The organism is Streptomyces sp. NPDC058697 (assembly GCF_042715345.1).
GTDB lineage: Bacteria > Actinomycetota > Actinomycetes > Streptomycetales > Streptomycetaceae > Streptomyces > Streptomyces liliifuscus.
The window spans coordinates 450,658-462,038 of sequence record NZ_JBHXSU010000007.1; the positions used below are offsets into that span (position 1 = coordinate 450,658).

Annotated in this window: 9 protein-coding genes and 3 pseudogenes; 4 read left to right on the forward strand and 8 right to left on the reverse strand. The window is 69.8% G+C overall.

All coding sequences use genetic code 11. From position 1 onward, the window contains the following. Positions 1-210 precede the first annotated feature (210 nt). On the reverse strand, positions 211-1,416 hold the full coding sequence (locus ACFWXQ_RS20245) for a glycosyltransferase (protein ID WP_383949624.1): 1,206 nt from the start codon (positions 1,414-1,416) through the stop codon (positions 211-213). A 369-nt stretch (positions 1,417-1,785) separates the two neighbouring features. On the opposite strand from ACFWXQ_RS20245, the gene ACFWXQ_RS20250 reads away from it, so the two are divergent. Both ACFWXQ_RS20250 and ACFWXQ_RS20255 read left to right on the forward strand, forming a co-directional pair. Then, positions 1,786-2,370, forward strand: coding sequence for a hypothetical protein (locus tag ACFWXQ_RS20250; RefSeq protein WP_383949627.1), 585 nt, complete (start codon positions 1,786-1,788; stop codon positions 2,368-2,370). A gap of 90 nt (positions 2,371-2,460) precedes the next feature. Continuing rightward, complete coding sequence (locus tag ACFWXQ_RS20255) at positions 2,461-3,132, forward strand: hypothetical protein (RefSeq protein ID WP_383949630.1); 672 nt, start codon at positions 2,461-2,463, stop codon at positions 3,130-3,132. Positions 3,133-3,207: 75 nt separating this feature from the next. On the opposite strand, the pseudogene ACFWXQ_RS20260 reads toward ACFWXQ_RS20255, so the two are convergent. Beyond that, positions 3,208-3,627, reverse strand: a pseudogene (locus ACFWXQ_RS20260) (thioesterase family protein); the annotation flags it as partial. A 2-nt stretch (positions 3,628-3,629) separates the two neighbouring features. On the opposite strand from ACFWXQ_RS20260, the pseudogene ACFWXQ_RS20265 reads away from it, so the two are divergent. Then, positions 3,630-3,875, forward strand: a pseudogene (locus ACFWXQ_RS20265) (transposase); the annotation flags it as partial. Between the two features lie 72 nt (positions 3,876-3,947). On the opposite strand, the gene ACFWXQ_RS20270 reads toward ACFWXQ_RS20265, so the two are convergent. Together ACFWXQ_RS20270 and ACFWXQ_RS20275 are read right to left on the reverse strand one after the other, a co-directional pair. Beyond that, positions 3,948-4,280: a branched-chain amino acid transporter permease gene (locus ACFWXQ_RS20270; RefSeq protein ID WP_383949633.1), complete on the reverse strand. Its 333-nt coding sequence runs from the start codon at positions 4,278-4,280 to the stop codon at positions 3,948-3,950. Next, the gene (locus tag ACFWXQ_RS20275; RefSeq protein WP_383949636.1) at positions 4,273-5,007 is read right to left on the reverse strand and encodes an AzlC family ABC transporter permease; all 735 of its coding nucleotides are present in this window, start codon (positions 5,005-5,007) and stop codon (positions 4,273-4,275) included. Before ACFWXQ_RS20275 ends, ACFWXQ_RS20270 begins: the two co-directional genes overlap by 8 nt. Before the next feature lie 62 nt (positions 5,008-5,069). On the opposite strand from ACFWXQ_RS20275, the gene ACFWXQ_RS20280 reads away from it, so the two are divergent. Then, on the forward strand, positions 5,070-5,528 hold the full coding sequence (locus ACFWXQ_RS20280; RefSeq protein ID WP_383949639.1) for an Lrp/AsnC family transcriptional regulator: 459 nt from the start codon (positions 5,070-5,072) through the stop codon (positions 5,526-5,528). Positions 5,529-5,566: 38 nt separating this feature from the next. Here the strand turns inward: ACFWXQ_RS20280 and ACFWXQ_RS20285 are convergent, their stop codons facing one another. The 4 genes and pseudogenes from ACFWXQ_RS20285 to ACFWXQ_RS20300 all read right to left on the reverse strand — a co-directional run bounded on the left by ACFWXQ_RS20285 (position 5,567) and on the right by ACFWXQ_RS20300 (position 11,310). After that, on the reverse strand, positions 5,567-6,238 hold the full coding sequence (locus ACFWXQ_RS20285) for an FHA domain-containing protein (protein ID WP_383949642.1): 672 nt from the start codon (positions 6,236-6,238) through the stop codon (positions 5,567-5,569). A 38-nt stretch (positions 6,239-6,276) separates the two neighbouring features. Beyond that, positions 6,277-7,602 (reverse strand): VWA domain-containing protein, encoded by a 1,326-nt coding sequence (locus tag ACFWXQ_RS20290; protein ID WP_383949644.1) that lies wholly within the window; start codon positions 7,600-7,602, stop codon positions 6,277-6,279. 12 nt (positions 7,603-7,614) lie between these two features. Further along, positions 7,615-8,586: pseudogene (locus ACFWXQ_RS20295) on the reverse strand (PP2C family protein-serine/threonine phosphatase); the annotation flags it as partial. Positions 8,587-8,604: 18 nt separating this feature from the next. Further along, positions 8,605-11,310, reverse strand: coding sequence for a tetratricopeptide repeat protein (locus ACFWXQ_RS20300; protein ID WP_386268751.1), 2,706 nt, complete (start codon positions 11,308-11,310; stop codon positions 8,605-8,607). Between the last annotated feature and the right edge of the window lie 71 nt (positions 11,311-11,381).

Below are 11,381 nucleotides of genomic sequence, written 5' to 3' on the forward strand. Positions count from 1 at the left end.
AGTGGTCAACCGTGACCAATGCCACAGCCATTCAGTGGTGGAATACTGTTTGCGCTCGGCGTGCGACATTAAGGGGCTTGCCTGAAGATAACGGACCACGCGGGGTCAATGGTTCACTTCGGTCGTGCCGCGCCCGGTTCGCCGTCGCGTCCTTGCCCGCATTGCCTACGTACACACGCCGTCATCCATGAGCCCGAGCGCCGGCGTCGTTCACCGAGGATCCTCGACCAACCGGCGTGCGGCCACCTCCGCTCCGTCGGTGCGGAGTCGGCTGCCCAGGGACTTCGCGCGCGCCCGGGTCTCGGGTGACAGAGCGGTCTTGAGCGCGATGCCCAGAGATTCGACGGTCGTGGTCGGAGCGTCGAGGGCCGCACCGAGGTCCAACGCCGCCACCCGGCCTGCCCAGTAGGGGTTGTCCGACAACTGGAGCGGTATGACCACTTGGGGCGTGCCCGCACGGGCCGCCGTCAGCGTCGTACCCGCGCCGCCGTGGTGGACCACAGCGGCCACCTTGCCGAACAGGTTCTGATGGTTGGCCTCGCCGATGGCGAAGCAGTCGTCCCCGTCGTCGACGAGGTCCAGGTCTGCCCACCCGCGGGACACGAGCACGCGGTGCCCCTGTGAGCGGATCGCCTCGACGGCCATGCCTCCGACGCCTTCGGCCGGGGACATACTGCCGAAGCCGACGTAGACCGGTGGGGTGCCCGCGCTCAGGAACCTCGCCAGGTCCGCCGGGAGGGGCCGTTCGTCCGCGAGTGTCCACGCGCCTGTCTGTGCGACGTCGAGCCCGGGGGTCTCCCGCCACGCCCCCAGGACCGGGTCCGCCGCCAGCCACGGACGGTCGGTGAGGATGTGATCGCGCACGTTGTCCACCGGCGGCAGACCGAGAGCCGCCCGGTGACTGTTGAGCGCCTCGCCGAACTGCGCGTTGACGTTCTGGGCGTCCAGCTCCCACAGCGTCCGGTTGTCGGCGGTCTCGGGCTTGGGCCAGCCCGGCCGCGGAGGTGGAGCGTGGTGCGGCGACGGCAGGTGGACCGCCGCATAACTCACGTACACGTACGGGATATCCGCGGCCTCGGCCACGGATCGCGCGGCGACCTGCCCCAGACCTGCCGCCACCACCACGTCACATCCGTCGAACGCCGCAGGGAAGGTTTCGAACTGTGTCTCGACCAACTCGTTCCTGTAGCGGGCCAGGTCCTTCGCCGAGGGCAGGGTCCTCCCGCGCATCAACTCCCTTACGGGCGGCCCGACCGGCACCAGTCGCACTCCGATACTTGCGAGCCGCTCGGTGAACTCCTCGTCCGGCGGGGCGCACATCCGCACCTCCGCGCCGAGCGCCCGCAGTCGCACCGCGAGTGCCACCAGCGGTTCGACGTCGCCACGTGTCCCGTATGTAGACAACAGCACCCGCATCCAGCGTCCTCTTTCGGTCGAGTGTCGCCCAGGGCAGGCGACGGTTGCCTGGCTTCATCGCGCTTGGTCGCGTCGGTCAACTCGCTTAGTTTGCAACAGACTTGTGCCTTCGGGAGTTGCAGGGAACAGTCCTCTCGGTGGCCACGGCGCGCGTGGGGCCGGAGGTTCGGCGTCGGCCGGCTCTGGGCAGTCTGTGCTCGGCGAGGTGTGCAAGATCCCCCATCGTCCACACAACCGGAGTGCTACGCGATGCAGAGTTCGTCCACACCCTTACCCGATGTTTCGGTCATCCTGCCCTGCGCCGGAGACGCAACCCGTTTCGGTGCGCCTTACCCGAAGGAGCTGCACTGTCTGGCTCCTGGGGTCACCGTGCTGGACCGCAGCCTGGAAGCCGTCGTCGAACTCGCCAAGAGCGGACTCAATGTGCGCCTGGTCGTCGTGTTCGGAACACACAAGCTGGACACGGTGAGTTATCTCGCTCGCTATGCCGACATCTTCCAGGTGGTCTTCGTCTACCAGGACGAGTCGTTGGGACCTGGTCTCGACGCGGCGATCCGCTCCGCCCTGCCGATGACACAGGGGCCGGTGGCCCTCGTCCTGCCTGACATCGTTGTCGCGGGGCCGGACACGCCGGGCAAGCTCCTTGACGCCTTACGGCAGGTGGAGGTGGCGGGCTGGAGCGTGGTGGCCGCCGAGGAGCGGGATCACGACACGCTGCGGCAGATGGGAGCGTTGGCCGTGGCCGAGGAGGGAGGCGTCCTGATCGTGGGGGCGGCCACCGACAAGCCGGCGGATCCCTCGGGCTTCAACGCGTTCTGGGGCATGGTGGCCGTCACCGAGAGCGAGGCGCACAAGCTGCCCGACGTGGTGGGCCTGGGAGCGACCAACCCGTTGGCCGGTGCGGTCGCTCTCATGGTGGAGGGGATCGTCAACTACAACACCCCCGCAGGCTGACTCCCTGTGCGCCGACGAGTTGGCGCACGGTGTGGCATACGGGCTTCCCCTGAGCCGGGCGTTTGTCCTGGCGTCGAAGTGAGTGTCAGGATGAACGAGAATGCTGTCGTGGCCGAAGACGAACAGAGCGGCAGGGAACCGGGTTCATTCCTGAAGCGCGTGACCGAGGTGGCTCGGCTGCTGGGTGTCGAGGACGTCGCCATGAATCCGGACGACCGGCATGCCCGCCAACTCGCCCATGCGGTGCGTAAGCCACTGCTCGAACGTGCAAGTCTGCCCGAGGAGTTGTTCGCCCCGTTGATGGCGGCAGCCGTGTACGACCCGGATCCCAGCTTCTGCCGCTGGTTCGTCGAGCCGGCGGTCTACGCATTCGGACGCCGCCGTGTGATGGCAGCACTGGTCGACTACCTACGGACCGGCACGGACGCCGAGCGAGCGGGTGCCGTACGGGCCTGGTACTGCGCCCATGTGCCGTTGCGCGCGGACCGGTCCCCGGCGTACGGAACCGGTGGGGTACGTGATCCCGCTCTGGACGAGTCGCAGGACATCAAGGACGCCTGGATGGAGGCCTCGATGCGGGTGTTCGCCCAGGCCACCGATCTGCGGATGCGCCACCGTGTCCTGCTGGGCCTGCCCACCTCCCGCGCGGCATACCCGCCACGCCTGCGCAAACTCCTGGAGAGCACACTCGCATCGGCCCAGGCGCATCCCGACCAGCACATTCGTCGCTGGGCGGCCGCAGCGGACCACGACGCAGTCTGAGCCCGGTTGTCACCCACCCCACAGCAGTTACTGTCACCCACCCCTCAGCAGTTACGGGACAGCCCTTGGCCCCGTCTACAAGGGGCGGACAGTGAGGATCTGTACGGCGTGGCCGACGGGGCCGTCGATGTCGTGCAGGACGCTGCTCGTGAGCCCCTGTCCGGTCGGGCCGAAGGTGACGGTGGTGTCCAGGCCGGTCCACGGCCCGTGTGGCTGTCGGTGCAGGTGGATCGTCAGGTCGAGGTTGGGGAACATCCACGCGGCGGGGTCCTGCTGCACGGCGATGCCGTTGGCGGTGTCGACGAGCGCGATGTACGAGGCGAGGGCGGTGCTTGGCTCGCCGGCGACCAGCTCCACGAGCGAGGACACCCAGGCCGTGGTGCGGCCCTTGCGGGGCGGAGTCGTCCGGCGAACGTCGATGGACGAGACGCAGCCCCCGTTCCACTGCTCGTTCATCGCCCAGGGGCTGAGTTCTTCGGGGGCGGGGAGCCGCTCCTACCAGACCGACCGCTGACCTGGTGCGGTGGGCGAAGATGCGCTGGCGGATCGAACATGACTACGGCGAGCTCAAACACGGCCTGGGACTCGACCACTTCGAAGGCCGAACCCGGCGCGGTTGGCACCACCACGTGACCCTCGTCACCGCCGCGCAGGCATTCCTCACCCTCCGCAGGCTCGACCCGAAAGTCGAGGCACCGCCCCGAGCCTTTACCAGACCCTCGACGCCCTCCAAGACCTGCTGAGGTGCTGGACCGGCACCTGCAGCACCTGCGGTCGCCCCCTCAAAACCAGCAGAACCAGAACCTAACGAAGCACTACTGGTGGCTGAAGAAGGCGCTGGCCAGGGCGACGTGGACGGCGGTGCCGCCGAGGATGCTGAGCAGGGCGTTGCGGCGCCACAGGTGCAGGCCGATGGTGGTGGCGAGCGCGGCGAGGGGTGCCGCGGCGCGTGCCTCGGTCAACGGGAGGTCGTGCAGGCAGTACACGACGAGGATGATCATGACGCCGGCGGGCATGCGGGCGCTGAGGTACTGCACGGTGCTGCTGGCTCGCAGCGGGGCAAGCGCCGCGAACGGCAGGGCGCGCAGCACCCAGGTGACGGCGGCGGCGACGCCGATCGCTGCGACGGCGTAGGCGGTATCAGGCATGGCTCGGCTTCCCGCTCCTCGTCAGGTGACGGATCAGGAGTCCGGCGGTGAACAGGGCGAAGGCGGCCGGCAGCATCTGGCCCGGGACGAGCAGCCGGGCCGTCAAGGCGCTCAGCAGGGCGAGGAGCGGGGTGGGCAGGTCCCCGCGGAGTTCGTGGACGGCATCGAGCGCCAGGACGGCGAACAGGGCGGTCAGGGCGAAGTCCAGGCCGGTGACGCCGGCCGGAACGAGGGAGCCGAGGAGGGCTCCCACGGTCGCGCTCCCGGCCCAGTACAGGTGTAGGAGGAACTGGACACGCAGGATGCGCCGACCGGACCAGGAGCGGGCCTGCTCGCCGCCGGCGAGTGCGTACGCCTCGTCGCAGAGCGCGAAGGTGCTGTACGTCTTGCCGAGGCGGCCCGATATCCGGTGCAGGGGGAACGACAGCGCGTAGAAGACGTGCCGGACGTTCACCATGAAGGCCGCGAGCGCGATCGACGCCAGCGGGGCCGCCGCGACGACCAGGCCGATCAGCAGGAACTCGAACGAGCCGCCGAAGACGAGCGCGGCGGACAGGCCCGCCCACCACCAGTCCAGACCGGAATGCACGCAGAGTGCTCCGAAGGCGAGGCCGAGCGGCACGAACCCCAGGCCGACGGAGGCGGAGTCACGGAGTGCGACACGGGCATCGGACGGCGTTCTGGTCGGCTGGGGCGGTACCGCGACGGCGACAGGGCGTATTCGCATGCGGACATTTTAGAATGAATCGTGACTCATATGGTTGCGTGTTGTGACTCTATGATCGCCCTATGGGTAATGAAGTGAGCCTTGATGCGACCGACCGTGAAATCTTGTTTCACATGCGCCAGGACGGTCGGCTGACCAACGTTGAGCTCGCCAAGCGGGTCGGTCTGACGCCGCCACCGTGCCTGCGCCGGGTCAAGCGTCTGGAGGAGGCGGGTGTCATCACCGGCTATCGGGCCGTCATCGACCCCGCGGCCCTGGGGCGCGGACTGGAGGTCCTCGTCGACGTCGAGATCTCCGCCCAGGACCGCAAGAGTTTCGAGAAGTTCGAGACGACCGTCTCCTCTTACGAGGAGGTCATCGAGTTCCGTCGCATGTACGGCCGCCCCGACTACTTCATTCGCGTCGCCGTCGCCGACCACGCCGCCTACGAAACCTTCCTCACCAGCAAGCTCAGTGGCCTGCCCGCCGTCCTGCGCCTCACCTCACACCTGACAATGAAGAAGATCAAAGCGGAGGACTGAACCCGCGTGGGTTCGTGGTGGGTGCGGCCGGTCGGCGATCAGTCCCGGCGGATCGTGATCGTCGTCCAGAGCCCGACATGTACGCGGTCACCGTCCTTCAGCGCCACCGGTACGAAGGGGGCGATGGGGTCCTCGGCGCCGTTCACCGTGGTGCCGTTGGTGGAGCCCTTGTCGATGAGGGACCAGGTGGAGTCGGGTTGTTGGACGAGGATGGCGTGTTTGTGGGAGACGCCTGGATCTTCCGGGGCCCCGCCGAGGTCGATGTCAGGGGTTTGGCCGGTGGAGTGGCGGCGGCCGATGGTGATCAGGAAGCGGGTGAGGGGGATGCGGAGTTCGGGGGAGTGGGTGGGGAACCAGAGTCCCTGGCCCTGCGGGTCGTTGCGGGCCATCATCGCGGTGAAGTAGTCATGGTCGGCGCGGACGCTGACGGTCCAGGTCGGCGCGGTGGCGGGAACTCCCGCGCGGGACGGCTGCGACAACGGTGACCCCGCGGCGAGGACCGTGCCGGCGCGAGTGACGAAGTTGTAGCGGCATCCCTCGCAGAACTGGGCGAGGCCGTCGCGGGGTGTGCCGCAGTCGGGGCAGGGCTCGGCCGCGGAGGGCGCCGTGTGCTGCGCGGCAGCGGAGTGTGGCGCGGAGGACATGCGGTGGCCGCAGACCTCGCACCAGTCGTCGGTCGCGGACCGGTGACCCTTCGGGCAAGTCGGCATGGTGCTCTTTCTCTCTGCCCCTCTGAACATGGCGTGCGCTATTTCTTGACGCGTACGGTTTTCGTCGAGCGCGTTTCCAGGGTCATCTCGTCCGCGTTGGCCACCCTGGCCTTGAGCCGCACGGTGCCGCTCGCGGCGTCGACGACGTCCACCACCTTGGCCAGCAGCTTCGCGGTGTCGTCGTTGCCGGAGGCGCTGGCCAGCTGGACGGCGCGGCCCAGCTTGGCGGTCGCGTACTCCAAGTCGCCCTGTTTGCGGGCCTCCAGGCCCTCCTGGATGACCTGGGCGAGTTCGGCCTGCCCGGTGTAGTGGGCGACTTGGGGGTTGATGCGGGTGGAGGCAGCCATGTCGTCGGTCCAGAGGGCTCGTACGAAGCCTTGGGAGACCGCGTGTTCCGTCCCGTCCGGCTGGGGGATCACGAGGGATATCCGGGCGGCCAGCATCTCCTCGCCGACTTCTGTGCGGGGGACCTGGATGCAGACGTGGTAGTCGCGGGACTCGTCGCCCCATGAGCCGGTGGGGTAGTCACCGGCACGGGGGCCGGCCTCGGTGCGGCGGAGGGTCAGGTCCTCGAGCGTGGGAGCGACCTGCTTGACCCACTTGACCTCGGAGCCCTGTGGGGTCCAGACGCGCAGCGCGACATCGCCGACGCCCTTGCCCATCGCGTTCTCCATCATCTGCCGGAAGTCGTCGGCCAGGCCGGAAGGATCGGCGACGATGTCCACGGAGCCGAGCAGCGACGAGGCGATCCCGGTGAGTTCCCCGACCTCCCAGTCGGTGCCGACACCCCGGGCGTCACAGGTGAAGCGTCCGGCGCAGGCGTCCAGTACGGCCCACAGCGCCCCGGGCGCCTCGTGCTCGTTGCGGCCGTCGGTGAGCAGGATGCCGTGGCGTATCGGGGCGTCGGCGGTGGCGAACAGCTGGTCGGCGAGCTGCAGCCAGGTGCCGATCGCGGTGCCGCCGCCCGCGCTGAGATTGCACAGGGCCTGCTTGGCGTGGTGGCGGGTGGTGGGATCGGCCACGGCCAGCCGCCCGTTGGCGGGGTAGACCTCGGCGGCCACGTGGGTGCCGTCGATCACGGCGAAGGCCACGCCGTCGCGGATGGTGTCGATCGCCGTGGCGGTCGCTTCGCGCGCGTTGTGCATCTTGGTCGGCGGGTCGTCCATCGAGCCGGAGCAGTCGACCATGATGACCACGGCCGCGTCCGGGCCCTGGGCCGCCAACGGCAGGCCCCCGAGAGTGCCGCCGCCGGTCGCGGTCACGGTGACGATCGCGTTGACCTCACGGCCGCCCTCGGGAAGGTACTCGTTCTGGTAGATGTCGACGGCGAATTGAGGCACGTTCGACTTGGAGAAGACAGCCATCTCTTGCGCTCCTTAACCCTGCTCTGCGCGTTGTGCGGTTTCGTGCGCTGTCCGCCCGGCGGGCGCCGGGAACGGCAGAACAGCGACAGTTACGTTGTCGTGGCCGCCCCCGTTGAGCGCCACCTCCACCAGGGTCCGCGCGCACCGCAGCGGGTGTGTGCGGGCGTCCGCCGGTACTGCCGAGGCCAACTCCTCGGCGGACTCGGCGTAGTTCCACAATCCGTCGGTGCACACCACCACCACACCCGGCCCGTCCGGCTCGAAGGATGTGGTGTGCGGGTCGAGTTCGGGCGAGTCCGCGCCGAGCCAGCCAGTGATGGCATGGGCGAGACTGTCCGCGTATGCCTCCTCCTCGGGCATCAGGCCCGCCGAGACCATCCGGGCCGCCCAGGAGTCGTCCTCGGTGAGGCGGGAGGCGGGGGTGTCGCGGTCGTCCGGGATCCAGTACGCGCGACTGTCGCCGACCCAGCCGACTGTGAAGCCCTTGCCGGAGGCGATGGTGCTGACACAGGTGCAGGCCGGGGCGTTGTGGTGCGGGGCCGGGTCCCGTGCGGGATCGACGCCCTCGGCGGCGAGGCCGGTGACGGCCCGGCCCGCGGTGAGCAGCGCGTCACGCATGGCGTCCTCGAACGGGGCGCCGCGCCGGAGCGCTTCGAGCAGCGACGTGTCGACACTCTCGGCGGCCGTCGCCGAGGCGTCGTCCGGGCGGTACGCGGACGACACCCCGTCGCACACCACAGCCACCACGGCGCGGGCGCCGTCGGGGAGCGCCGTCGCGGACACCGCGAACGCGTCCTCGTTGCGATGGTGCCGCAGGCCCCGGTCGCTGACCACCGCCACGCCTTCCAGCTCCTGCTCCTGGTGGTCGCGCGGGTTCGTCCGGGCGGCCGACCGCAGCGAGTCGGGGGACGTCGTGAGTTCCGTGCCGCACACGCAACAGAACCTGTCGTTGGGCTCGGGAGGTTCGGCGCAGGAGGGGCAGATGGTCAGGTGCGGCATGGGTCAGACCCACGTCCAGGGACGGAAGCGGTTGGCACGTTCCACCAGCTCAGTCGCTGAGCCGTCCTGGTGGGCGAGCCGGGCCAGCACACGGTAGGAACGCTCCATGCCCAGGCGCAGCCCACGCTCGGTCAGGTCGCAGTCCAGCAGTCTGGTCCCGGTGGCCTCCGGACCGGCGCCGGGACTGCCGGAGAGCACCCAGTCGAGTGCGCTGCCCAGTACTTCGGTGGAGAGCTGTTCACGCCGGTCGGCGTCGATACCGAGCTGCCGCAGCTCCTCCACCTGGGCGGCTGCCGCCCGTAGGTCTTCCAGCAGCGGTTCCCGTGGCGACCGTTCACGCAGTCGGGCGCGTATCGCGGCGACCCGGGCCGCCGTGAAGCGGATCGAGGCCTCCGGCACCGATTCCAGCGCTGCCACGGCCCCGGCCCGGTCGCCGGAGGCCAGCAGCACGCGGGCGAGGCCGAACGCGGCGCTGACGTAGCGCTCGTCGGTGGTCCACACCAGCCGGTAGTACTCGGCGGCCTTGTCCGACCGTCCCAGCACCTCGGCGCAGATACCCAGCGCAAGCTTGGGTGCGGACTCGCCCGGGAAGGCGTCGTACACGGCGTCGAATGCCGGCGCGGCCGTCTCGTGGTCGCCGGTCGCCAGCGCGGTCAGGCCTCGGTGCCAGACCACGCGCCAGTCGTCGTGGTCGTCGTCGGCCAGCGTTGCCAGCACGCGTGAAGCCTCTTCGACGTCGTCCATCTCCAGCCGCGCCCTCAGGTTCCGCAGCCGTCTCTCGACGGAGTCGACGGGCGCTGTCCGCAAGGCCGTGACCAGCTCCGCCGGTGCCGCGGCCGCCAGGCCTGCCAGGAACCCGGCGTTGGGGTCGCTCGGATCCACGAACGGCATCGGTAGCGCGAGGGCGGCAGCCCGTGCGTTGAGCCGCGCAACCGTGAGCTCGGCTCCGGCCCCGGACTCTCCGGCCGGGCCGGAAGCCTGAACCGGCACGGTGAACGGCGAACCGGACGCGGTCGGGGTGGACCCGGCGACGACGCTGCCGGCCGCGCCGCCTGCCGTGCCACCAGCCACGCCGCCTGCCGCCGCGCCCCCTCCCGCCGGTCTCGGCTCCGGACCGGCTCCGTACGCGGCCGCCTTCACCGCCGGGCCTCCCGGCAGGGCGCCGACGGACCCCTTCGCCGACCGGCGCCGGGCACCGCGCCGTGCCACGGGCGTCTGCGCGCCGAGGACGGACGTGTCACCGGCCAGGGGTTCGACCAACTTGTCCTCGACGACCCGCAGTTCCTGCCCGAAGACGGTGGACAGGGCAGGGCGGGGCTTGCCGGTCTGCAGGGCCACGACCTCGCGCAGGACTCCGAGCAGCTGGTCGGCCATTTCCGCGGCGGAGCCGAAGCGCTTGCCGGGGTCGGGGTCGGTGGCCCGGACGAGGAGCCGGTAGAAGGACTCGTACCGCGCGAAGACGGGGATGTCGCCGGGGTCGGGAAGGCTGTCGACGAAGACGTTCGCATAGCCCTGGAAGTCGAAGGTGAGGACGGCGAGGGCGCGGGCCACCGTGTAGAGGTCGGAGGCTACGGACGGGCCGAGCTCGGCGACTTCCGGCGCCTGATAGCCGATGGTGCCGTAGATCGCGGAGTCTTCGTCGTCCATCCTCCGGACCGCGCCCATGTCGATGAGTTCGAGCCGGTCCTCCTGCTGGATGGCGTTGTCGAGCTTGAAGTCGCAGTACAGCAGATCGCGTTTGTGGAGGTGGCCGAGCGCTTCCAGGACCTCGATGGCGTAGGCGATGGCCTGCTCGACCGGCAGCGGCTCGCGCTCGCCGTCCGGGCCCCGCCGCTCGGCGGCGATCTCCTTGAGGGATTTGCCGCCGACGTAGTCCATGACGATGTAGCCGTCGAGCGAGCCCGTGCGCTGGTCGAGATGCTCGACGAAGTTGTAGATGCGGACGATGTTGGGGTGCTTGATCTCGGCGAGGAACCGCCGCTCCGAGACGGCGGCGGCCAGTGCGTCCTCGTCGCCGGTGTCGAGCAGGCCTTTCAGGACCACCCACCGGTCGCTGACCGCGCGGTCGAGGGCGAGATAGATCCAGCCGAGCCCGCCGTACGCCAGACAGCCCACGACCTCGTACTGGCCGTGGACGACATCGCCGGCCCGCAGCTTGGGGGTGAAGGAGTACGGGTGGCCGCACTTGGCGCAGAAGCCCTCACCGCGCGCCGGGCGGTCACCGCGGCTGCGACTGACCGGCGCGCCGCAGTTGCTCTTGCTGCAGTACCGGTTCCGCTCGGGTACCTGGGGGTTCTCCAGGACAGAAGTGGCCGGATCGGGACGGGGGATGGGCGGTACGGACACCAGGCCGGCGCCGAGCCCGGCGCGGGTCGGGCCGCTGCCGTCGGAGCGGGGCCTGCGTACGGTCACCGACCGGCCACCGAAGCTGCCGGTGAGGGTGTGGGACAGCCGCCCGAGCGCGGAGCGGGGTGAGGAGCCGGACGAGTCCGAGGAGTTCTGGGAGTTGTCGGGGCTCAGGCCCCCGCTCCCGTACGGCGCTCCGGCACCCCTGGCACCTCCGGCACTCCTGGCACCGCGGGCACCTCCGGCACCATCGGCGCCGACCGGTTGCCGCACCGGGGTGAGCCCACACGTGTCGCAGTACAGCTCGCCGCCGCCGATGTCCTCGATGGTCCCGGTGCAGCCCGGGCGTTGGCACTTGCTCATGGTCTCCACCTTGTTCCCCGACGAATGTTCAGGCGCAGGTTCATGGCCTCTCCCGGCGGTCGGCGGGCTCC

Coding starts and splice junctions, on each gene's coding strand:
- ACFWXQ_RS20290 (WP_383949644.1), bottom strand. CDS start 7,602: ATGGCTGTCTTCTCCAAGTCGAACGTGCCTCAATTCGCCGTCGACATC.
- ACFWXQ_RS20270 (WP_383949633.1), bottom strand. CDS start 4,280: ATGCCTGATACCGCCTACGCCGTCGCAGCGATCGGCGTCGCCGCCGCC.
- ACFWXQ_RS20280 (WP_383949639.1), top strand. CDS start 5,070: ATGGGTAATGAAGTGAGCCTTGATGCGACCGACCGTGAAATCTTGTTT.
- ACFWXQ_RS20255 (WP_383949630.1), top strand. CDS start 2,461: ATGAACGAGAATGCTGTCGTGGCCGAAGACGAACAGAGCGGCAGGGAA.
- ACFWXQ_RS20300 (WP_386268751.1), bottom strand. CDS start 11,310: ATGAGCAAGTGCCAACGCCCGGGCTGCACCGGGACCATCGAGGACATC.
- ACFWXQ_RS20285 (WP_383949642.1), bottom strand. CDS start 6,238: ATGCCGACTTGCCCGAAGGGTCACCGGTCCGCGACCGACGACTGGTGC.
- ACFWXQ_RS20275 (WP_383949636.1), bottom strand. CDS start 5,007: ATGCGAATACGCCCTGTCGCCGTCGCGGTACCGCCCCAGCCGACCAGA.
- ACFWXQ_RS20245 (WP_383949624.1), bottom strand. CDS start 1,416: ATGCGGGTGCTGTTGTCTACATACGGGACACGTGGCGACGTCGAACCG.